The sequence below is a fragment of the Klebsiella indica genome, assembly GCF_005860775.1.
Classification (GTDB): domain Bacteria; phylum Pseudomonadota; class Gammaproteobacteria; order Enterobacterales; family Enterobacteriaceae; genus Klebsiella; species Klebsiella indica.
In genome coordinates this window covers 1-21,987 of sequence record NZ_VCHQ01000002.1, presented here as the reverse complement: position 1 = coordinate 21,987, position 21,987 = coordinate 1, and the positions used below count along the sequence as shown (strand labels likewise).

The window sequence follows — 21,987 nt, the reverse complement described above, 5'->3', positions numbered from 1 at the left end:
GTTGACCTTTACGGGGCGGCGCTTCGCGCCTGCCCGGACGGCAAATTTCTCGTCGTCCGGGCAAAGGGCTGGCGCCGCTTGCGTAAAATTCCGCCTGAATTTGTTGACACGAGACATTCACGCCAGCAAGCGTCGCTGCATAAAAATCCCGGTCATTCGCTTAACGGGCCTCACATAACGCCCGGCGCATTAACCGGGCCAGGGGGCTATTGGGCGGTCTTCTCAAATTTACCCAGCACTTCACGCTCATACGCCAGCGCTTTTTTGCGGTCAAATTTGTGTTCCCACTTAGCGATCACCAGCACCGCCAGCGCATTACCCACCACGTTCAGCGCAGTACGCGCCATATCAAGGATACGGTCCACACCGGCAATAAAGGCCAGACCTTCCAGCGGTATCCCCACGCTGCCCAGCGTCGCCAGCAGCACCACAAAGGAAACCCCCGGAACGCCCGCAATCCCTTTCGAGGTCACCATCAGCGTCAGCACAAGGGTAATCTCATGCCAGATAGACAGGTCGATACCGTACAACTGGGCGATAAAGATCGCCGCGATGCTCTGATACAGCGTCGAACCATCAAGATTAAACGAGTAGCCGGTCGGCACCACAAAGCTGGTGATCGACGCCGGTGCGCCATAGGCTTCCATCTTCTCGATAATACGCGGCAGCACGCTTTCAGAGCTGGCGGTAGAGTACGCCAGAATCAGCTCATCCTTCAGAATACGGATCAGGATCCAGATGCTCAGTCCGCATACCCGCGCCACCATACCGAGCACCACCAGCGCGAAGAACAGGATCGCGAAATAAACCAGAATCACCAGCTTTGCCAGCGGCCACAGGGAGGCGAAACCGAAAGTCGCCACGGTCACCGAGATCAACGCGAACACACCGACCGGCGCATAGCGCATCACCATATGCGTCACTTTGAACATGGTTTCAGAGATTGAGCGGAACACGGTGACCAGCGGTTCACGATGGGTAGCGGGCAGCGAGGAAAGGCCGAGGCCAAACAGCACCGAGAAGAAGATGATCGGCAGCATGTCGCCTTTCGCCATGGAGGCGACGATATTCGTCGGCACCAGTGAGAGGATCGTGCCCATCAGACCATGCGCGTGGCTCTGCACTTCCGCGGTGGTGTTTTGATATTTTGAAATATCCACTGCCGCCAGCTGCGACATATCAATCCCGGCACCGGGCTGGAAAACGTTCGCGAGGGTGATCCCCAGCACAATCGCCACCGTGGTGATCACTTCAAAATAGATAATGGTTTTCGCGCCGATACGACCCAGTTGCTTTGCATCGCCCACGCCAGCAATGCCGACCACCAGGGTCGAAATCACAATCGGTACGACGATCATTTTAATCAGATGGATAAAGATATCACCCGCCGGGGTCAGCAGGTTCGAGGTTAACCACTCACGACTGTCGGCGTGATAATGCAGGTAACTTCCCAGCAGTATGCCCAGCACCAGAGCCAGCAAAATTTGCCAGGCCAGGCTGACTTTCGTTTTTTTCTTCACTACAGACTTCCTCAATGAAAGGCACCATTCCAGAAGATAACGGTACCCACTGAAAAGGGTATGAATTGTGTTGCGTTGTTTTATAGGGTTATTTAACGCGCAATATCAGTATCATTTGCACGGTATGCTGCGCAAGTCTTTAAGAACCGGGGATTACACTGGTTTTCTGCATAAATCCGCTTATATTGCCGGATTAGTATGCATAACTATTTGTTATAAAAAATATTTACTCAACTCAATTTCTATAAATTCCCTCAAGAAATTATTTCATGTCAATGTTTCATTTGATTGCTTTTCATTCAGTTTAATCAATGCGTGATCTGCCCCCCAAATAGCAAACAAAGCCGTCAAAGCCCCTGGCCTTAACGTTTACTTGACATATATTTAACAATTCAGAGGAGAAAAAAAGCCATGAGCCAAATACATAAACACTCTATTCCCACTAATATTGCAGAACGCTGCCTGATTAACCCGGAACAGTATCAGACGCAGTACCAGTTGTCCGTCACCGACCCTGATGTCTTCTGGGGTGAACAGGGTAAAATCCTTGACTGGATCACCCCCTACACTCGTGTTAAAAACACCTCGTTCGCCCCGGGCAATATTTCCATCAAATGGTATGAAGACGGTACCCTGAACCTGGCCGCTAACTGTCTCGATCGCCATCTGGCGGAATCCGGCGACCAGACCGCCATCATCTGGGAAGGTGACGATGCCCGCGAAAGCAAAAACATCACTTATCGCGAGCTACACCGTGATGTCTGCCGCTTTGCCAACGTCCTGCTCGATCTCGGGATCAAAAAAGGCGATGTCGTGGCGATCTATATGCCGATGGTGCCCGAAGCGGCGGTGGCTATGCTGGCCTGCGCCCGCATTGGCGCTATCCACTCGGTGATTTTCGGCGGTTTCTCGCCGGAAGCGGTCGCCGGTCGCATCATCGATTCCAATTCCCGTCTGGTCATTACGTCTGATGAAGGACTTCGCGCCGGTCGTGCCATTCCGCTGAAAAAGAATGTCGACGATGCATTGAAAAATCCCAACGTGAAAAGCATTGAGCATGTGGTTGTGCTCAAACGGACCGGCGGAAAAATCGACTGGCAGGAAGGTCGCGATCTGTGGTGGGCCGATCTGATCGAGAAAGCCAGCGCCGAACATCAGCCGGAAGCGATGAACGCCGAAGATCCGCTGTTTATTCTGTATACCTCCGGCTCGACCGGTAAACCTAAAGGTGTACTGCACACCACCGGCGGCTACCTGGTCTATGCGGCGACAACCTTTAAATACGTTTTCGATTACCATCCTGGCGATATCTACTGGTGTACCGCCGATGTCGGCTGGGTCACCGGCCATAGCTACTTGCTTTACGGCCCGCTGGCCTGCGGCGCAACGACGCTGATGTTCGAAGGCGTACCGAACTGGCCGACCCCAGCGCGCATGTGTCAGGTAGTGGATAAACATCAGGTCAACATCCTCTATACCGCGCCAACAGCAATTCGCGCATTAATGGCCGAAGGCGATAAGGCTATCGAGGGTACTGACCGCTCTTCGCTGCGCATTCTCGGTTCCGTGGGCGAACCCATTAACCCGGAGGCCTGGGAGTGGTACTGGAAGAAGATTGGCAACGAGAGGTGCCCGGTAATGGATACCTGGTGGCAGACCGAAACCGGTGGCTTTATGATCACCCCCCTGCCGGGCGCCATTGAGCTCAAAGCGGGTTCCGCCACGCGCCCCTTCTTCGGCGTCCAGCCTGTACTGGTAGATAACGAAGGGATACCGCTGGAAGGCGCGACAGAGGGCAACCTGGCGATCGCCGACTCCTGGCCGGGTCAGGCGCGCACCCTGTTTGGCGACCATGCGCGCTTCGAGCAGACCTACTTTTCCACCTTTAAAAATATGTACTTCAGCGGCGACGGCGCGCGCCGTGACGAAGACGGCTACTACTGGATTACCGGCCGCGTGGATGACGTACTCAACGTTTCCGGCCACCGTCTGGGCACTGCTGAAATCGAATCCGCACTGGTGTCGCATCCCAAAATCGCCGAAGCGGCGGTGGTGGGCATTCCGCATAACATTAAAGGCCAGGCCATCTACGCTTACGTGACGCTAAACCACGGTGAAGAACCGACCCCGGAGCTGTACGCCGAAGTACGTAACTGGGTGCGTAAAGAGATCGGCCCGCTGGCGACGCCGGATGTGCTGCACTGGACCGACTCCTTACCGAAAACCCGCTCCGGCAAAATTATGCGCCGCATTTTGCGCAAAATTGCCGCAGGCGATACCAGTAACTTCGGCGATACCTCAACGCTGGCCGATCCTGGGGTGGTGGATAAACTGCTCGAAGAGAAGCAGGCCATCGCGATGCCATCATAAACCAACCGATCCCCTACAACCTCTCCCTTCGGGGAGAGAATATAAATAACACCCCTAAGGATTTCAGGTAGCAGGAAAGCGGTAAACAGGCGGCTCCCCGACATGTCACTGCCGGGTGGATGCGTGTTGCCGATTTCTGGCGCGTGGATGACAAAAGGGAACCTCTGGAGACGCGATGATGAACGATCAAATGTGTCAGCGAATAGAGAATAGTGCGCATTTCAGGGAGCTTGTCGCCACCCGACAAAGATTTGCCACCATTCTGTCACTGATTATGTTAGTGATTTATGTCGGCTTTATTCTGCTTATTGCTTTCGCACCCGGCTGGCTGGGCACGCCGCTGCATGCGGGAACCAGCGTCACCCGCGGTATTCCGATTGGCATCGGCGTGATCGTTATCTCTTTCGTACTCACCGGAATTTACGTCTGGCGGGCAAACGGTGAATTTGACCAACTGACGAAGAGCATTCTCTGCGAGGTGAAAGCATCATGAAGAAAGTTTTGACGGCGCTTGCCGCCACACTCCCTTTTACCGCTCAGGCAGCGGATGCCATCACCGGCGCGGTACAGCGTCAGCCGACCAACTGGCAGGCGATTATCATGTTCCTGATTTTCGTCGCCCTGACGCTGTATATCACTTACTGGGCGTCAAAACGCGTGCGTTCGCGTAGCGACTACTACACCGCTGGCGGCAATATTACCGGCCTCCAGAACGGGCTGGCCATTGCCGGTGACTTTATGTCGGCGGCGTCATTCCTCGGTATTTCCGCACTGGTTTACACCTCTGGCTATGACGGGCTGATCTACTCCCTCGGTTTCCTTGTCGGCTGGCCGATTATTCTGTTCCTGATCGCCGAACGCCTGCGTAACCTCGGGCGCTACACCTTTGCTGACGTCGCCTCTTATCGTCTCAAACAGGGGCCGATTCGCACCCTTTCCGCCTGCGGTTCACTGGTGGTGGTCGCGTTGTATTTGATCGCCCAGATGGTCGGCGCGGGTAAACTGATTCAACTGCTTTTCGGCCTCAACTACCATGTTGCAGTGGTGCTGGTTGGCGTGCTGATGGTGCTGTATGTGCTGTTCGGCGGCATGCTCGCGACGACCTGGGTACAGATCATCAAAGCCGTTCTGCTACTGTTCGGCGCCAGCTTTATGGCCTTTATGGTAATGAAACACGTCGGCTTCAGCTTCAATAATCTGTTTACTGAAGCGATGGCCGTCCATCCTAAAGGGGCCGCGATTATGAGCCCCGGCGGACTGGTAAAAGACCCGATATCGGCGCTGTCGCTCGGACTTGGCCTGATGTTTGGCACTGCGGGCCTGCCGCATATTCTGATGCGCTTCTTCACCGTAAGCGATGCGCGTGAGGCGCGTAAAAGCGTATTCTACGCCACCGGATTTATGGGGTATTTCTACATTCTGACCTTTATTATCGGCTTCGGCGCAATCATGCTGGTAGGTGCGAATCCGGCGTTTAAAGACGCCGCCGGACAGCTTATCGGCGGCAATAATATGGCCGCAGTGCATCTGGCGGATGCGGTTGGCGGGAACCTGTTCCTCGGCTTTATCTCGGCGGTCGCCTTCGCCACCATTCTGGCGGTGGTTGCCGGTTTAACCCTGGCGGGGGCGTCGGCGGTTTCCCATGACCTGTACGCTAACGTATTCCGCAAAGGCGCAACGGAACGTCAGGAACTGAAGGTCTCGAAGATTACCGTGCTGATCCTCGGCGTGGTGGCGATCCTGCTGGGGATTCTGTTCGAGAAACAGAACATCGCGTTTATGGTCGGTCTGGCGTTCTCCATTGCCGCCAGCTGTAATTTCCCCATCATTATGCTGTCGATGTACTGGTCGAAGCTGACGACCCGCGGGGCGATGGTTGGCGGCTGGTTAGGTCTGTTGACCGCGGTGATTCTGATGATCCTCGGCCCGACCATTTGGGTACAGATTCTTGGTCACGAGAAGGCGATATTCCCGTATGAATATCCGGCGCTGTTCTCCATCGCCATCGCCTTTATCGGTATCTGGTTTTTCTCAGCCACCGACGCCTCAGAAGAAGGCGTGCGCGAGCGCGCGCTGTTCCGCGCCCAGTTTATCCGTTCGCAGACCGGTATCGGCATCGAACGCGGTCAGGCACATTAAATGCGCTCTCTTTCCCCGGCCCGCAGGCCGGGGTTCATCAGCACATCGTCAGCGGCGCGGCGATTATGCGTTACTGATCTTCAATAAGCAGCGCTTCCAGCAGGTCGAGGTCATGCAGCAGCTTCTGCAGCGTCTCGTTGCTGATCTGCCGGGTCGCACGCAGATGATACAGTTCCCCGCGCTCTGAACGCAGCGCCGCCAGACGGAACCGGCGCTCAAGGCTCTCTTCCAGCATGGAGGTTTCAACATCATTACGTCCGTCGACGCGGCGGCGCAAATTACCAATCACCCGCGAACTGACCTCGGTCAGCAGCTGATTATCAATATTCTCTTTGGTATCAGCAGCCAGCCGTTCTTCCATTTTCTGAATCGCGACAATCGCCACATCCGCCGTCGCCGCTCGCGCCAGACGCTCCTCTTTGCGCTGCTGTACGTGGTCGCTCGATTCGATATGACGCAGCAGAATCGGGAGCGCGATCACCCCAACAAACAGAGAGAACAGAATCACCCCGGCGGCAAGAAACACCAGTTCATAGCGCGCCGGGAAGACGTTGCCGTCCGGCAGAAGAAGCGGAATCGACAGCACACCGGCGAGCGTAATCGCCCCGCGCACTCCGGCGACGGAAGAGATCAGCAGCTCGCGGTCGGTCCAGGAGCCAAACTCCATCGGTTTCTTTTTCAGAAAACGCTGACTCAGTTTACGCATCGTCCACAGCCAGCCAAAACGCACCAGCATCAGGGCGGCGTAAATCAGGATGATATCGGTAAACAGCATCCAGGTTTCGACGTTCGGATCCGCTTCTGCGGCCACCAGCGAACTGGACAAAATATCCGGCAACTGCAGGCCCAACAGCAGGAAAACCATGCCGTTAAACACAAACTCCAGCATCGCCCAGGTGCTGTTGGCGCGCAGGCGCATCGCCAGCGGGGCGCTGCGCATCACGCCGGAACGGGTGATGGTCATCCCCGCGGCCACCGCCGCCAGGATCCCGGAAAAACCGATATGTTCAGCGATCAGGTAAGAAGCAAACGGCAGCAGGAACAGCAGCACAATCTGCGTTGCCGGTTCATCCCCGCCCCAGCGACTGAGGAAGCGCATCGAGCGCCCGTAGAGCCAGCTGACGATGAAACCCGCGAGAATACCGCCGACCGCCACTTTGAGGAACTCCATCGTCGCACCGCCGACGGTAAAAACCATCGTGCCCATCGCCACCGCAACGGCAAACTTCAGGGAGACCAGGCCGGAAGCGTCGTTCATCAGCGCTTCGCCCTGCAAAATCCCCATGATTTTTTTCGGAATACGCCCTTCGCCAACAATCCCGGACAGCGCCACGGCATCCGTCGGCGACAGTACCGCCGCCAGAGCGAACGCCGGAATCAGCGGGATACCCGGCACGATCCAGTAGATGAGGTAACCAATACCGACCACCGTCACCAGTACCAGCGCCAACGCCAGGCCAAAAATTTCTCGCCCGTGCTCAATGAACTCGCGGGTTGGGGTCTTCCAGCCATCGGCAAACAGCAACGGCGGAATGAACAGCACCAGAAAGAGCTCAGGATCGAACTCGACATGCAGCCCGAAGGTTGGCCAGGCCAACAGCGCACCGATGCCGATCTGGATTAAAGGTAGTGGAACCTGAAAGGGCAGTACGCGTGTAACCACCCCGGAGAGAGAGACCACGAGGGTCATGATGAGTATGGTAAAGAATATTTCCATGTGTTCCCTGTTTGCGGCGTTTTCTTTTTTTACATCTGAGACGTCATGTCCCGAAATAATACGCTACTCAGATTAACGCAAAAGGAAACAGGATGTGGTTTAAAAATTAAACGGGCAGCACTAACGCCGCCCATCGTTAAACAAAAAGTTAAATCGCCCAGCCACCGGCATAGAAGATAACCAACGCCGCAGCGATAATCACCGTACCCAGATTCAGCTTACGCCACTCGCCGGACACCAGACGACCAATGACCAGCGCCGCGAAGCCAATCATGATGCCGGTCACAATATTACACGTCAGTACGATAAAGACCGCCGTAATCAGCCCCGCCATCGCGTCCACAAAATCGTTAAAATCGATTTTCGCCACGTTGCTCAGCATCAGCAGGCCGACGTACATCAGCGCCGGAGCGGTCGCATACGCCGGGACCAGATAAGAGAGCGGAGAGAGGAACAGGATCAGCAGGAACAGCACGCCGACGGTCACCGCAGTCAGACCGGTTTTCCCGCCAGCCGCCGTACCAGCCGCGGATTCAATATACACCGCCGCCGGAGCCGCGCCCACCAGGCCGGAGAAGACGCTGCTCAGGGAGTCAGTGGTCAGCGCTTTGCCGCCGTTGATAATCTGTCCGTCTTTATCCAGCAGGTTCGCCTGACCGGCTACCGCACGAATGGTCCCTGTGGCGTCAAACACCGCGGTCATCACCAGCGCCAGCACGCTTGGCAGCACGACCGGGTGCAGCGCGCCCATGATATCCAGGCTGCCGATCAGCGAGTTGCCTTTGTCGTCGCTCAGCGACGGCATGGCGAAAATACCGGAGAAATGAACATGAGGATCGAAGATCAGGCCGATAATCGACACGCCGATAATCGTCAACAGGATGCCGCCCGGCACTTTCAGTTTTTCGAGCCCGATAATCACCGCCAGTCCGATCAGCGACATAATTACCGGGAAACTGTCAAAATTACCCAGCGCCACCGGCAGACCATCCAGCGGATTTTTGATAACCAGACCCACGCCGTTGGCGGCGATCAGCAGCAGGAACAGACCGATACCAATCCCGGTGCCGTGCGCAACGCCCTGCGGCAAGTTGCGCAGGATCCAGCTACGAATGCCGGTAGCGGAAATCACGGTAAACAGTACCCCCATCAGGAAGACCGCCCCCAGCGCCACCGGAATACTGATCTGCTGACCAAGAACCAGACTAAACGCGGTAAAGGCGGTGAGCGAGATGGCGCAGCCAATCGCCATCGGCAGATTCGCCCACAATCCCATCACCAGCGAGCCAACCCCCGCCACCAGACAGGTGGAGACAAAGACGGCAGCGGGTGGAAAACCCGCTTTGCCAAGCATCCCCGGCACCACAATGACTGAGTACACCATCGCCAGAAAGGTGGTAAGACCGGCAAGGATCTCCTGACGCACGGAGCTGCCGCGAGCAGAAATTTTAAACCAGGCGTCTAATGAACCGCCGGTACGCGCTGAAGGCGTAGACATAGAAAACGTCCCCTGAGAATTTTTATCGTTCGTCTGGATGCGTGGCGAACCGTCCACTGCCAGTTAAACGCGATCTCCTTGTGCTTAACCTCGCAGCGCCAGAGGCGGCGAAAAGCAAACGTTTAACTCCGCGCATACAATACGATGAAGAATGACCTTGCTCTCCCCCTGTCATCAGGGAAAATGATGAGCAAAATAAAAAGGCAAACGATTATCCGGCCTTTAGATACGCCTTTTCAACCGAAGTTTGTCGAATTTCGCTAAATTTCACTTATGACGTTCAGGAAATAACCAGCCGATGCGCAAACGTTATCGTCCATGCGCAATCCGGTAACATTTTTGTATTGGGCTGATAGCAATTTTTCCCGGTCATCGGCTTTAGTGATGGATCGTTCCTCAGAAGCTTTGCGGCAGGGGTTAACGCAACGATACCGTTCGCAGGCCGACGGGTACTCAGCCATATCCGCTGCGAGTGAACGGCCAGGTGGCCAGTTCTGGATACGCACCTGCGTGCTCGCCAGGTTTCCTGATGCGCCTCCCTCTGCGGCGATCTGGATGCTGAAGGCCATAAAAATAAAATCTTTCAGTCTGAATCAGGATGGTAAGCGAACGGGTAACTTCTGACTTTCGCCAGAACCACCGATTAACTGAACCCTTTTATTTCTGAGTCCTCCTCCAGCAGCAGCCGCGCGCCGGTGCCCTCTGCGCCAAGCTTATCGCCGGGGTTGCGTAACGGACAGTCGCGGCGTGACAGGCAGCCGCAGCCGATGCAGCCATCCAGCTGATCGCGTAGCGCGGTCAGAGTATGAATGCGCCGATCCAGTTCCTCCCGCCACTGGGATGACAGCATCTTCCACTCTTTGGCGCTGAGCTTATGCCCTTCCGGCAGCACGCCAAATGCCTCGCCGATAGTCGCCAGCGGAATACCAATACGTTGCGCAATTTTAATTATCGCCACCGCCCGCAGGACATCGCGCCGGTAGCGACGCTGATTGCCGGCGTTGCGCTGGCTGTGGATCAGCCCTTTGCTTTCATAAAAATGCAGCGTGGAGACGGCCACACCGGTGCGTTTCGCCACTTCACCAGGGGTCAGCAGCATTTTGATACGGGGTGATTTTTTTTCCATAAAAGCGCTTTACCTCAAGTTAACTTGAGGAATTATACTCGCCCGCAGACAAAACGACGAATCGAGAATTGAGAGAGGCCGCTTTATGTCCCATCAGGATATTATCCAAACGCTAATTGAATGGATTGATGAACATATCGATCAACCGCTTAACATTGATGTAGTCGCCAGAAAATCGGGATACTCAAAATGGTATCTCCAGCGGATGTTCCGCGCCGTCATGCATCAAACTCTGGGGGATTACATTCGCCAGCGCCGCCTGTTGCTCGCCGCGGAAGCACTGAGAACCACCCAGCGCCCTATTTTTGATATTGCGATGGATCTCGGCTACGTATCGCAACAAACCTTTTCACGCGTGTTCCGCCGCGAATTCGACCGTACGCCCACCGACTATCGCCACCACATTTCCGCCTGATAACACCTTATCAGGCCAGAGGCTGACCCGATCGTTGCTCAGCCTCTGGATAAATGCCTGCCACGACAGCCTGTCGTAGAAAGCATCATCTCTTTATCATTAGCCATAAAAAATAGGGTTAATGAGCGCAAAAAAAGCACATCTTTTGACTGGTGAATAAAAGAGCTAATGTGATATAGTTCACATTAGTTAATGAAACAAGAACACTGTTTCATTACTGTCTTAGTTGCCTGTAGATAGCCAGAGTACCACGTCATCGTCAGTCTCATCAGGTTGTCAAAGGTGCCCAAATTTCGTTGAGGATAGGTTGATGGCTTCCATTACTACCAGTGTTGTACTTCTGCGCTGGCCACTCGTGAGCGCTGTGTTGATGTTCCTGGCCAGCTCATTAAACATTCAGCTACGTAAAAGCGATTATGCCGGTTTAGCGGTGATTTGTAGCTGTATGGGCCTGGCCGCAGCATGCTGGTTTGCCACTGGTCTGTTGGGCATTACGCTACTGGATGCAGCAAAAATCTGGGGTAATATTAAGGACGTGATGATTGACGTCATGAGCCAGACCCCGCCGGAATGGCCAATGGTCATGACCTGATCGAAAAAAGCGTCCCACAAGGAAGCAATGCCGGGGGACGATCGAAACATCCCCCTGGTCGTTCACAGGCAGCGGATATCACGCCTGTCCACACCACCTATCGTCAACGGAACATACCGCTGACTAGATGTCGTCAAAACCATCATTAACTCTCTCCGCCTGGCGCTAACAAAACCCGGTTAAGCCAGACATCAGGCACGCTTTTTTCACGCTATCTCCCCAACTTAGACAACATCTCCTGGCGCATAGCCTTATGAATAACCAGCATAAAAGTTCCGTAAAAGTCTGAGCGTACGCTGGCAAGGATTCCCCCTCCTCCGTATCGCTACGGTTGGGAATTGGGAGGGGGAAAGGGGACAACTTTAAGAATGGAAATGGCAGGATGCCATTATTAATCGTTTCCGGGATCAAGCGGATTCGATTAACAGGAACCAGTGTAAGCTGCTAAGTTGAATGAATTGCGTAGAGTCAGTGAAGATTTTGTCATAATTTATATCCGTGACATATTTCGCTGATGCTAAAAGTAAAAACATCACCTACCGTTGTTTACCTCCGGGGAAAGGGGACCAAAATCTTAAAAAACATATCGCCTGTTTTTTTCATGACATTCAGCACCCGGGTAGCCGCTGACTGAGTGCGGGTTCACCGCAGAGGGGGTTGGGCGCATCAGGAAAGCCTGGCGAGAACGCAGGCGCACATCCAGAACTGGCCACTAAGCCAAAATGGGTGAAAACGAAAAATGCGTCATGTTCGCCAGAACCACCGATTGACAGAACCGCTCAGCCAGCCATAAACACAACTGACAGCCCTTAACTGACCAGCATTGCACAGAGCGCGGTTTTTAGCGGGCAATAAAAAGCCGGGATAAATAAAGATCCCGGCCTGTCGTTAAATGATTATCAGAAATGCGTATTCACGCTGACATAAAACGTCCGGCCTGATTCATTATAGGTTTCCGCGCCCGCGCCATACAGATAAGCGCCGGTCGTCGAGTTCCCCGTGGTCTGCGCATTACCGGCACGGTAGTGGCGAATGTCGAACAGGTTATCCACCCCGCTGGTCAGGCTCAGATTTTTGTTCACATCCCAGGTCGCGCTCAGCCCGACAATGCTATACGGACTCACTTCGTTCAGCTCACTGCCGGATACCGCCTCACCTTTATAGTTAAAGCGCTTCGGTTTCTGGCGGCCATACCAGGTGAAGGTGCTCTGCAATGAGAGATCGTCGCGCACCTGCCAACTGACGGTCGAGTTGAGCGTGAACTGCGGGATTATCGACAGGCGATCGCCGGTGGTCTTGTTCTTACTCTGCAGCATCCACGTCAGGTTATTGCTCCAGTTAACCGTTTCGCTTACCGGCAGATTTAACGTGCCTTCCAGCCCTTCAACCAGCGCCTTCGGTACGTTTTCCCACTGATAAATATTGGTGGTGCCGTTGCTGGCCGTGCCCACTGCCGAATAGCCGGATTCAATCTTATTGCGGTAATCGTTACGGAAGTATGTCACGCCAGCCTGATAGCCGTTACGCTTGAACTCAAGACCAATTTCTTTATTGACGCTGGTTTCCGCTTTCAGATCTTTATTACCCATCAGGTAACAGGCAGAGTTGCTGGCATAGCACCCCTGGCCATTGCTGTACAGAATATAGTTCGGGTTGAGCTGGTAAAGGTTCGGCGCTTTATAGGCGCGGGCAATCCCCAGCTTCAGCGTCCAACTCTCCGACAGTTCCTGGGAGAGGTTCAGGGATGGACTCCAGTTATTGCCGACAAGGGTATGGTGGTCAAAGCGTAACGCCGGCGTCAACATGGTGCTGTCAGTCAGCGCGATATTATCTTCGGTAAATAGCGAGAAAATCTCGGCGCTGGAATAGGGACTGCGTCCGGTAGCCGATACACCGTCAATGGAACCATAAGAGAGAGACTGGGTCGTTGATACGCCGTCTTTCATCCGTTGCTGGTTCCACTCGGTACCCAGCGTCAGATTCTGCTCAACGCCGAGAGTAAACGGAATGTTCACTTCACTGTGCAACAGGACGTCCGACAGATCGATATCCGAGAATTTGCTGCTGGAGAAAATTCCCTCCGATCCCCCGGCCAGCCCCTCGTTCATGCGTGAGTTACGGGTACGTTCATACTGAGCGAATGTGTTGCTGGTCACACCGTTGTCCCAGCCGCCGGTCCACGTAATCCCGTAAGTCTGACGATAGAGACGATTGGTCTCTTTACCATACATACTTTTCACCAGTGCGCTGGTGTTGGTGTTTTGCGTGTCGCCCGCATACAGGTTGCCCTGACGGCTGTAGCCGGTTTCAAATTCCAGCGCCTGCATCGGCGCAAATTCCCAGCGCAGCTTGCCGTGGATATCTTTATTCACGACCCCTTCGCGCCCCGCCGGATAAGAGCCTGCGTAGCTACCGGTTCGTGCCGCTTCATGACCAGAGTTAATATCCTGGGCATCGGCCTGAGTTTTGCTCAGATTTCCCCATAAATTAAAGCTGACCTGATCCGAGAGCGGACCATTGAGGCTAAAGTTAGTACGCTTGGTCGCGCCCTCTTTACGGTGCTGAGGAGCGTTCAGATAGGTATTCCAGGAACCATGCCACTCGCCGGTGGCCGGTTTCGTGATGATATTGACTACCCCGCCCATCGCCCCGTTGCCGTAGCGGGCCGCCGCAGGACCGCGAATGACGTCGATATGGTCGATCATTTCCGCGGGTACCCAACTGGTGTCGCCGCGTGTATCCCTGTCGCCGCGCCAGCCATAGCGCACGGAGTTACGACTGGTCACTGGCTTACCATCAACCAGAATCAGCGTGTTCTCCGGCCCCATACCGCGAATATCAACCTGGCGGTTATTGCCGCGTTGGCCGCTGGTGGAGTTGCCTGTAAGGTTAACGCCCGGTTGTGTACGAATCAGTTCGGAGACATCGCGAGCGGGTGGATGCTTACGGATTTCATCGGCCGTAATCGTGGAAACGCCGGGGGCCTGCAGATTCTGTGTCGCCGCGGTCACCACCATCGTTTCGTCGTGATTTGTCTCAGCGGTTGTGGTCGCGGTCTCGGATTTCTTTGTTTCCTCTGAAGTGCTGCCATCAGCGGCTTGCGCTGATAATGTCACTCCCCAGATAGCCATATGGATCAGAACCGCCAGTGAATAATGTTTCATGGAATATGCCCTGTTTTCTTTTATTGCTGTCGGGGCCGCCTGTTTTATCTGTCCGATAAACAGTAATGACTTCCATGCACAGGGCATCATCTCTGCTTTTGGCATAGCAAAGCCCTCCCGCTAAAATACCGGGATAGCAATAAGCAATTAATCACCAAAAATAGGGATATATCACCCTGGCAAAATGAAGATATAAACGGGCCACGCTATTCTTTGATAGCGTTATCCGAACAGCACCAATAGGATTATTGTGCCACATAACGTTATTAGAAATGAGTTTTATTATCAAGTCGATAATTATTCATTTTAGAGTTTAATTAAATAATGAAATAAAAACATAAAGATAGATATGGTTAGCGCTACTTTTATTGATGTAAATTTTAAATAAATGAATTACATCCACATTAAAAAAACATAATTAACACATATTGTCTCCACAATTGTTTATGGCGACATAGCATGATGACTTGAATATGCCTCAGTGTTTTTTATAAAAAAATAGCGTATCACGCAGATATACAGCAGCTTATACTCTACATAATTCGCGTTGCGGGAGGGCGGCAGTCGATGAAATATTTCTTCCTGAATAACAGAAAACTGAATCTGAAGGTCAGCGGATGTGATATGAAAATACATGGCGCATCCGGCAGCGTGAAACGACAGGCTATCATAGCCGTCTGCGCCATATTAATGAGAATTAACTCATATCCCGATATTAACGCGACTTACGGTAGTGGCGGGGGCTATAACCAAACCAGCGACGAAACGCCCGTGAAAAAGCGCTTACCTCAGAATACCCCAGTAGCAACGCCATTTCCGATACCGACAAATGCTGCTGTTTCAGGTAGTGAGTCGCCATCTCTTTACGCACATGATCAACTTGCGCGCTAAAGCTGGTGTTTTCCTCACGCAGGCGCCGCTGCAAAGACCAGGCGGAAAGCCCCTGCTTTTCAGCAACAGCCTCCAGCGACGGTTCGCCATTAACCAGCTGCAGCTGAATGCCGGTTCGGGTCTGGTCAACGCAGCTCTGGTTAACCGGCACCGCGCTCAGGCGTCGAATCGCATCCTGCATAACCAGCAGCAGCATCGGGTCGTGATCGGGCATTTTGCGTGAGACATCCGCTTTATTAATGATCATGGAATTAAACGGCTGATCAAAATAAACGGGGGCATCAAATACCTTACAGTGCTCGTGCCACTGTTCAGGACGAGGGTGTTCAAAATGCACTTCTCTGGGCGCCCAGTGCTTGCCTGCCGCATGGCGGATAAGGTTCAGAAACATGCCCAGCGTAAGCTCTGCGTCCTGACGCCGGGAGAGGATCGCCCCATGGCGGACCTGATAGTCCAGTTGCCAGCTGTCATGACGTTCGGTCAGTTGAATCAGCGTGTTGTGCTGGTGAAACGGAAAGGCGCTGACCAGGTTGCGCAGCGCCTGCTCAAGGGTGGCGGAGCACAGGCCGATATAACCGATAAGCCCCAATGACTGCGGCCGGAACTGCTGGCCGTAATAAAGGCCGAAATTATCACGACCGGCCAGATGCGCCGCCTCCTCCATTACCCGGCAATAACTGACCAGATCCAGGCTCAGGGTCGGACAAGACAGACTCTCTGGATTGATGCCGCTAATCCCGAAAATTCGGTCAGCATCCCCTCCCTGGGAACCGATGAAATCACTGAGCCCCGTCGCGGCCGCAGATAATACGCCGCGGTGCATACCCACCGCTCCGGAGAGCGCAGATAACACACTATCTGATTGCATCATGGTCATTATTCCACTGGAGGCTACACATGGACAGCTCTCCAGCAAAAAATATACCAACCATAATCTTATTTATAATCATCAATTTATTAAAATACCTTCGGATTATTTGCACCATCGCGGCCATAGAATGCGCCAGGAGTGTGCGCTCATACGCCGACGGGTAACGCTGTGCCGGCCAGGTAACGTTGACACAAACGCACGGTATGGCTGGTCCAGGCATCCCCCAGGCTGCGCGCCATTTCCGTTTCCCGATGTGAAGCGACCCATGCGGTAAGCTGAATACGCCGCTGGATCAACATTGCCGGGATGACAGCCAGTTCCCGATCGCTGATATGCGCGACCTGCTCATAGCCACTTAGCCAGTTTTCGATCCACTGGGGAGCGCTGGCATGATGCTCAACAAAGCTGATGGCCGCCGCTAAATCATGCAGATACCAGCCCATACCGCAATCATCAAAATCAATTACGCGAGTCTCCCCATGATGTAACAGCAGATTGGTTAATCGCAGATCCGCGTGAATCAGGCCATAGTGCGCCGGCGACTGACCAAATTCCGTCATCTGCTGACCGACATGCCGGATCGTCTCCTCTACCAGAGGATGTTCCCGTGGATCGAGGCCGGGGGCATCCCGCCAGTCTCCCCAGTGACTGGCCGCCGACACCATGGTTTGGTGATCCCAGATAATACGGCGAAAACTCGCGGGCTTTTGCCAGCTACGGCTGTGCTGATGCAACCGCGCGGTAATATGTCCCAGTTGACGGAAGGCCGTTGGATCGACCTGGGTTGTCGGCATTTCCCCGTCAATCCAGTGAAATAATACGCCATAGCGTTGGCTTCCGTCGGCCAGGGGCAACCGCTGAATCCGTTCGCCCCGGTCATCCGCGATCGCTTCCGGCACCGCAATACCGGCATCGCGCAGGGCGTCGAGCCACAGCAGTTCACTTTCAATATCCTGACGATCATGATAATCACCGCGATGAATACGCAGCGCGAACCGGTTACCGGAATGCGTCACCTGCAGGGTGGCATTTTCCGATCGGCACAGTAACCGAACCGTGGCATCAGCGTATTGCGGATAGTTAGCCAGCGCCTGATGGGCCAACCGGAGGATCATTTCGTTACTCAGGGTGTCGTACTGTTTCGCGCTCATGTCCTGCTCCATTTATCTCTGAAGGTGACTTCAGAATGGCGCTGAACCTTTTTGACTGGCTTGACGACGCGACAGAGAAAGTTGACCGCAGCCTGCATTTCCCCCTGTTCACACCTGGAGTTGACATTAGCCTGCAGTCATCTGTTTTTTACGGTCAAGTTTTTCCCCGTTTAGCGGGCCATTATCAATGTGCCAGCGTTAACGGCGTCACATTTCTTCTATGGCACAGACGGGGAATGCAGTGATGAAAAACAAACTTAAACCTACTCTCGGAGCCCTGCAATTGTGGGGAATTGCTGTCGGACTGGTGATTTCCGGAGAGTATTTCGGCTGGAGTTATGGCTGGGGAGTGGCAGGCACTCTGGGCTTTCTGGTTACCACATTATTTATTGCCCTGATGTATACCTGCTTTATTTTTAGTTTTACCGAACTGACCACCGCGATCCCGCAAGCCGGTGGGCCATTCGCATATAGTCGCCGTGCATTTGGCGATACCGGCGGCCTGATTGCCGGTATCGCGACGTTGATTGAATTTGTTTTCGCCCCGCCCGCCATTGCCATGGCGATTGGCGCTTACCTTAATGTCCAGTTCCCGGAACTTAACCCAAAACTGATCGCCGTCTGCGCGTATCTCATCTTTATGGGGCTGAATATTGTCGGGGTCAGTATCGCCGCGACCTTCGAACTGCTGGTCACATTGCTGGCGGTAATCGAATTACTTGTCTTTATGGGCGTTGTCGCACCTGGTTTCAGTCTGGCTAACTTTGTCGCCCACGGCTGGGCGGGCAGCGATAGTTTCTCTGCGGCATCCGTGTCCGGTATTTTTGCGGCTATCCCTTTCGCCATCTGGTTTTTTCTCGCTATCGAGGGGGCGGCAATGGCGGCAGAAGAGGCCAAAGACCCGCGCCGGACAATCCCCAGAGCCTATATCGGCGGCATCATCACGCTGGTTGTCCTCGCGGTAGGCGTAATGGTGCTGGCTGGTGGGGCCGGAGACTGGCGTACTCTCTCTGATATTAACGATCCGCTTCCTCAGGCGATGAAAATGCTGGTCGGCAACGATTCCCGCTGGATGCACATGCTGGTCTGGATCGGATTGTTTGGCCTGATCGCCAGCTTCCACGGCATTATTATGGGCTATTCCCGCCAGTTCTATGCTCTTGCCCGCGCCGGTTATCTGCCCCCGGCATTGTCTAAACTGTCGCGCTTTCAGACCCCGCACCGGGCCATACTTGTCGGCGGCGTAATCGGTATCGCCGCTATCTTCTCGGATGGTATCAGCCTGCAGGGCATGAGCCTGACCGCCGCGATGATCACCATGGCCGTTTTTGGCGCTATCGTGATGTACATCATGAGCATGCTGAGTCTGTTTAAGCTGCGCCGTAGTGAACCCACGTTACTCCGCAGCTACAAGGCGCCGGGTTACCCGTTCATCCCCGCTATCGCCCTGTTCTGCGCTGTCGTTTGCCTGGCTGCCATGCTGTGGTTTAACCCGCAGATTGGCGCGTTATTCCTGGCCTTTATGGTAGCCGGTTACCTCTATTTTCTGACAACACACGCCCGGAGAAACGCGCTTGCCAGCTCTCCGGTCACGGCGACCAACGAATAAGTCTGCCTCAGAGCCTGAATAAAAGGAGTGATTATGACCGTACGATCAACCATCATGGACACCAATAGCTTTCGCGCTGAACATGCCGACAGCCTGGCTCCGGAGATCCGCCAGTTAACCGATAAACGCAGCAAGATCCTCGGCGAGTCCTACCGCCTGTTTTACCGTAATCCAGTTCATCTGGTGCGCGGGCAGGGACAGTATTTGTGGGATAAGCAGGGGAATAAATATCTGGATGTTTACAACAATGTTGCCAGTATCGGCCACTGTCATCCGGCGGTAATTGAAGCGGTTCACCAGCAGATGATGCAGTTAAATACCCATACCCGCTATCTGCATGAACATATTCTTGATTACAGCGAGTCACTCCTCGCCACGCTTCCCGGCGAAATTAATCGGGCGATGTATATGTGTACTGGCTCTGAGGCCAATGACCTGGCGATTCGCATTGCCCGCGCCTGGAGCGGCGGCACCGGCATTATTGTCTCCCGCGAGGCCTACCACGGAACCAGCGCGTTAACCTCTGGCGTATCGCCTGCTCTGGGCAGCGGCCAGCCCCTGGCGCCTGAAACGCGCCTGGTGGCCCCACCGGATTTTTACCGTAACCAGACCGCCGATCCAGGCGCCTGGTTTGCAGCGGAAATTCAGAAGCAGATTGATGATATGGCGGCTCACGGCATTAAATTCGCCGGTTTCCTGGCTGACTCCATTTTCTCTTCTGACGGCGTTTTACCTGGCCCACGCGGTTTTCTGAAACAGGCGATCGATGTGGTCCATAAAAACGGCGGGATTTTTATCGCCGATGAAGTACAGCCCGGTTTTGCCCGTACCGGCGAGGCATTCTGGGGATTTGCCCGCCACGATGTGGTGCCTGATGTCGTGACCACCGGCAAACCGATGGGCAACGGCATCCCGGTCTCAGGGCTGATGGCTAAAGGAGAAGTGCTGGCGGCTTTCAGCGACGCGCTTCCCTATTTTAACACCTTTGGCGGCAACCCCGTTGCTATGGCTGCGGCCCAGGCGGTATTGAGCGTTATCCAGCAGGAAGAGCTCCAGGCCCATAGCCTGCATATCGGCGAGCAACTGCTGGCGGCGCTGCGCACTTTGCAGGATAAGCACGAATGCGTCGGCGATGTACGCGGCGCCGGGCTATTTATTGGCTTCGAACTGGTCACCGACAGGGAAAGTAAACAGCCGAATAAGGCCCTGGCGCTTAATCTTATTGAAGCGCTGCGCGAAGAGTTTGTCCTGACGTCCGTGGCCGGACCTTACGGTAATGTCCTTAAATTACGCCCGCCGCTATGCTTCCAGGCCGAAGATATCGACTGGCTGGTGAGCGCGCTTGACCGTTGCCTGACCAGATTAGGCTCCTGATCTGCCGGGGGTGATAGAACCAGATTGTGCCGTTTCCGAAAGAACGAGTCTCATGGATGAGACGCGTCGCTCAGAAGACGGCGCGCCTGCAACCTGGAGTATGGCGGGTATAAATATTGGTAAGGCTCCAGAATAACCTTGAGCCATAGATATCCGGAAACCCACGATGAACAATGATTCAACCAATCAGGCTTAACCCGATGAAACCTGCAATGGCTGGCCCAAAGCAGGTTATTTCCCCGCAACCAGCCTTTTCCTGACATGCTACACTCCCCCTCCCTCTTCCGAGGCTCAAATCCATTACTGGGTAAGGATAAGTCAGGCTTGCAACCGGCGCTTCAGCAGCCTAGCGTTAACTCAAAAAAATGAGTTAACGCTTTGTTTACATATAAAAACTTCAAACTCAGAATGGCAGTTCACATAAAGTTATGCCAAAAGCCATTCAAGCTATTAAAAGTATTGCCTTTTATTGTAAAAAAAGCCAACTTTGTTAAGTTAAACTCAAATATTGTCAACGATTTGAGCAAGAACTATGGAGTGTTCGCCGCTAAGCGTAAAGATAGCATCTTGACACTTTCGGCGACAGCACCTAATCAACAAAACGCCAACTGGATCTTGGAATATCGAGTGGGCCATAATTATCTCCTGTGATTATGGAGGAGTACCTTGAGAGATAGCCTCCCGAGGGTAAGGTATTGCTGTTTAGGGCCAGCTACCGCTATAGCCAGCGAGAGCTGACAGTGAGTAAAGAGTATGACAGGGACCAAAAAGGATAAAACTCTGTAATTGCCCTTTTAAGGTGCAAAAGACAAGTTTTCCTAAGCAAAGGATAGGATGAGAAGTATGATGATTCACTTATGAGTGGGTTAAACTATCCAAACATAAAGATCTAGGAAAAACTTTCACATGTGAAAGTTTTGCGACTCAACTCCAAAGGAGCAAAAATGGGCAGAACACTGGAAGATATTATTGCAGAGCAACCTCAAAATCTCGTTGATTCTGCTCAGGAAACAGCTTCAAAACAGCTAATCCATATCCATTTAATCGAGTTACTTGAACGTATCGGGACTGATGCAGGCTGCCACATTGATAACTGCACAATCGATAGCCTACAGAGACTGAAGCAGCTTGTTGCATCAGCTGTATTAGCTCAGACCTGATCTGACAGTTACCGGTTATTTATACAGGTATCTGTCAGATTACATCTGGCTTAAATTTTTCTCAGCCCAGATGCGTTTTCCATCAAGTAACGTTTCTATTGGCGTCCGGCCGCAACACATTTTCCCCTGATGGGTTCGCTCATTATTATAGTGAGCCAGCCATTCATCAAGATCCGATTGTAATGCTTCAAGATCGCCATATAACTTTTTGCGGAACGTCACCTGATAAAACTCGTTCAGTATCGTTTTATGGAACCGCTCGCAGATGCCGTTGGTCTGCGGTGACATTGCCTTCGTTTTCGTATGCTCAATGTCATTTATCGCCAGATAAAGCTGGTAATCATGCTGCTCCACTTTGCCGCAGAACTCAGTGCCTCTGTCGGTCAGTAT

The 21,987-nt window shown here is 53.4% G+C and carries 16 protein-coding genes; 8 read left to right on the top strand and 8 right to left on the bottom strand.

From position 1 onward, the window contains the following. Positions 1-206: 206 nt before the first annotated feature. Positions 207-1,520 carry a glutamate/aspartate:proton symporter GltP gene (gene gltP, locus FE839_RS01310; RefSeq protein WP_138358362.1) on the bottom strand — a complete coding sequence of 438 codons (1,314 nt, stop codon included), beginning with the start codon at positions 1,518-1,520 and terminating at the stop codon, positions 207-209. Positions 1,521-1,931: 411 nt separating this feature from the next. Between gltP and acs the strand changes: the two genes are divergently transcribed. From acs to actP, 3 genes are all read left to right on the top strand, one after another. Further along, on the top strand, positions 1,932-3,890 hold the full coding sequence (acs, locus tag FE839_RS01300) for an acetate--CoA ligase (RefSeq protein WP_138358360.1): 1,959 nt from the start codon (positions 1,932-1,934) through the stop codon (positions 3,888-3,890). 178 nt (positions 3,891-4,068) lie between these two features. Continuing rightward, entirely contained in the window at positions 4,069-4,383 is a 315-nt protein-coding gene (locus FE839_RS01295) for a DUF485 domain-containing protein (RefSeq protein WP_138358646.1), read from the top strand. After that, positions 4,380-6,029: a cation/acetate symporter ActP gene (actP, locus tag FE839_RS01290; protein WP_138358358.1), complete on the top strand. Its 1,650-nt coding sequence runs from the start codon at positions 4,380-4,382 to the stop codon at positions 6,027-6,029. Before FE839_RS01295 ends, actP begins: the two co-directional genes overlap by 4 nt. Positions 6,030-6,099: 70 nt before the next feature. On the opposite strand, the gene FE839_RS01285 is transcribed toward actP, so the two are convergent. From FE839_RS01285 to soxR, 3 genes are all read right to left on the bottom strand, one after another. Then, positions 6,100-7,746 carry a Na+/H+ antiporter gene (locus FE839_RS01285; RefSeq protein ID WP_138358356.1) on the bottom strand — a complete coding sequence of 549 codons (1,647 nt, stop codon included), beginning with the start codon at positions 7,744-7,746 and terminating at the stop codon, positions 6,100-6,102. 148 nt (positions 7,747-7,894) lie between these two features. Continuing rightward, positions 7,895-9,244, bottom strand: coding sequence for an NCS2 family permease (locus FE839_RS01280; protein ID WP_138358354.1), 1,350 nt, complete (start codon positions 9,242-9,244; stop codon positions 7,895-7,897). A gap of 643 nt (positions 9,245-9,887) precedes the next feature. Next, positions 9,888-10,370, bottom strand: a complete 483-nt coding sequence (gene soxR, locus FE839_RS01270; RefSeq protein ID WP_138358352.1) for a redox-sensitive transcriptional activator SoxR — start codon at positions 10,368-10,370, stop codon at positions 9,888-9,890. A gap of 85 nt (positions 10,371-10,455) precedes the next feature. Here soxR and soxS point away from each other — a divergent pair, with 85 nt between their 5' ends. Beyond that, positions 10,456-10,785 (top strand): superoxide response transcriptional regulator SoxS, encoded by a 330-nt coding sequence (gene soxS / locus FE839_RS01265; RefSeq protein ID WP_138358350.1) that lies wholly within the window; start codon positions 10,456-10,458, stop codon positions 10,783-10,785. 310 nt (positions 10,786-11,095) lie between these two features. Next, on the top strand, positions 11,096-11,377 hold the full coding sequence (locus FE839_RS01260; RefSeq protein ID WP_138358348.1) for a YjcB family protein: 282 nt from the start codon (positions 11,096-11,098) through the stop codon (positions 11,375-11,377). 899 nt (positions 11,378-12,276) lie between these two features. On the opposite strand, the gene FE839_RS01255 is transcribed toward FE839_RS01260, so the two are convergent. The 3 genes from FE839_RS01255 to FE839_RS01245 all read right to left on the bottom strand — a co-directional run bounded on the left by FE839_RS01255 (position 12,277) and on the right by FE839_RS01245 (position 17,454). Then, the gene (locus FE839_RS01255; RefSeq protein ID WP_138358346.1) at positions 12,277-14,541 is read right to left on the bottom strand and encodes a TonB-dependent siderophore receptor; all 2,265 of its coding nucleotides are present in this window, start codon (positions 14,539-14,541) and stop codon (positions 12,277-12,279) included. Between the two features lie 715 nt (positions 14,542-15,256). Then, positions 15,257-16,309, bottom strand: a complete 1,053-nt coding sequence (qhpR, locus tag FE839_RS01250) for an AraC-like transcriptional regulator QhpR (RefSeq protein WP_138358344.1) — start codon at positions 16,307-16,309, stop codon at positions 15,257-15,259. Between the two features lie 140 nt (positions 16,310-16,449). Continuing rightward, positions 16,450-17,454 (bottom strand): phosphotransferase enzyme family protein, encoded by a 1,005-nt coding sequence (locus tag FE839_RS01245; RefSeq protein WP_138358342.1) that lies wholly within the window; start codon positions 17,452-17,454, stop codon positions 16,450-16,452. Between the two features lie 244 nt (positions 17,455-17,698). On the opposite strand from FE839_RS01245, the gene eat reads away from it, so the two are divergent. From eat to FE839_RS01225, 3 genes are all read left to right on the top strand, one after another. Beyond that, positions 17,699-19,063, top strand: a complete 1,365-nt coding sequence (gene eat, locus FE839_RS01240; protein WP_138358340.1) for an ethanolamine permease — start codon at positions 17,699-17,701, stop codon at positions 19,061-19,063. 33 nt (positions 19,064-19,096) lie between these two features. Continuing rightward, on the top strand, positions 19,097-20,437 hold the full coding sequence (locus tag FE839_RS01235; protein WP_138358338.1) for an aspartate aminotransferase family protein: 1,341 nt from the start codon (positions 19,097-19,099) through the stop codon (positions 20,435-20,437). 944 nt (positions 20,438-21,381) lie between these two features. Next, entirely contained in the window at positions 21,382-21,597 is a 216-nt protein-coding gene (locus FE839_RS01225) for a hypothetical protein (RefSeq protein ID WP_138358336.1), read from the top strand. Between the two features lie 39 nt (positions 21,598-21,636). On the opposite strand, the gene FE839_RS01220 is transcribed toward FE839_RS01225, so the two are convergent. Next, positions 21,637-21,987, bottom strand: a 351-nt coding sequence (locus tag FE839_RS01220; protein WP_138358334.1) for an integrase core domain-containing protein, incomplete at its 5' end; no start/stop codon positions are given.

Coding starts and splice junctions, on each gene's coding strand:
- FE839_RS01285 (WP_138358356.1), bottom strand. CDS start 7,746: ATGGAAATATTCTTTACCATACTCATCATGACCCTCGTGGTCTCTCTC.
- eat (WP_138358340.1), top strand. CDS start 17,699: ATGAAAAACAAACTTAAACCTACTCTCGGAGCCCTGCAATTGTGGGGA.
- soxS (WP_138358350.1), top strand. CDS start 10,456: ATGTCCCATCAGGATATTATCCAAACGCTAATTGAATGGATTGATGAA.
- qhpR (WP_138358344.1), bottom strand. CDS start 16,309: ATGACCATGATGCAATCAGATAGTGTGTTATCTGCGCTCTCCGGAGCG.
- acs (WP_138358360.1), top strand. CDS start 1,932: ATGAGCCAAATACATAAACACTCTATTCCCACTAATATTGCAGAACGC.
- actP (WP_138358358.1), top strand. CDS start 4,380: ATGAAGAAAGTTTTGACGGCGCTTGCCGCCACACTCCCTTTTACCGCT.
- FE839_RS01245 (WP_138358342.1), bottom strand. CDS start 17,454: ATGAGCGCGAAACAGTACGACACCCTGAGTAACGAAATGATCCTCCGG.
- FE839_RS01225 (WP_138358336.1), top strand. CDS start 21,382: ATGGGCAGAACACTGGAAGATATTATTGCAGAGCAACCTCAAAATCTC.
- FE839_RS01235 (WP_138358338.1), top strand. CDS start 19,097: ATGACCGTACGATCAACCATCATGGACACCAATAGCTTTCGCGCTGAA.
- FE839_RS01255 (WP_138358346.1), bottom strand. CDS start 14,541: ATGAAACATTATTCACTGGCGGTTCTGATCCATATGGCTATCTGGGGA.
- FE839_RS01295 (WP_138358646.1), top strand. CDS start 4,069: ATGAACGATCAAATGTGTCAGCGAATAGAGAATAGTGCGCATTTCAGG.
- FE839_RS01280 (WP_138358354.1), bottom strand. CDS start 9,244: ATGTCTACGCCTTCAGCGCGTACCGGCGGTTCATTAGACGCCTGGTTT.
- FE839_RS01260 (WP_138358348.1), top strand. CDS start 11,096: ATGGCTTCCATTACTACCAGTGTTGTACTTCTGCGCTGGCCACTCGTG.
- soxR (WP_138358352.1), bottom strand. CDS start 10,370: ATGGAAAAAAAATCACCCCGTATCAAAATGCTGCTGACCCCTGGTGAA.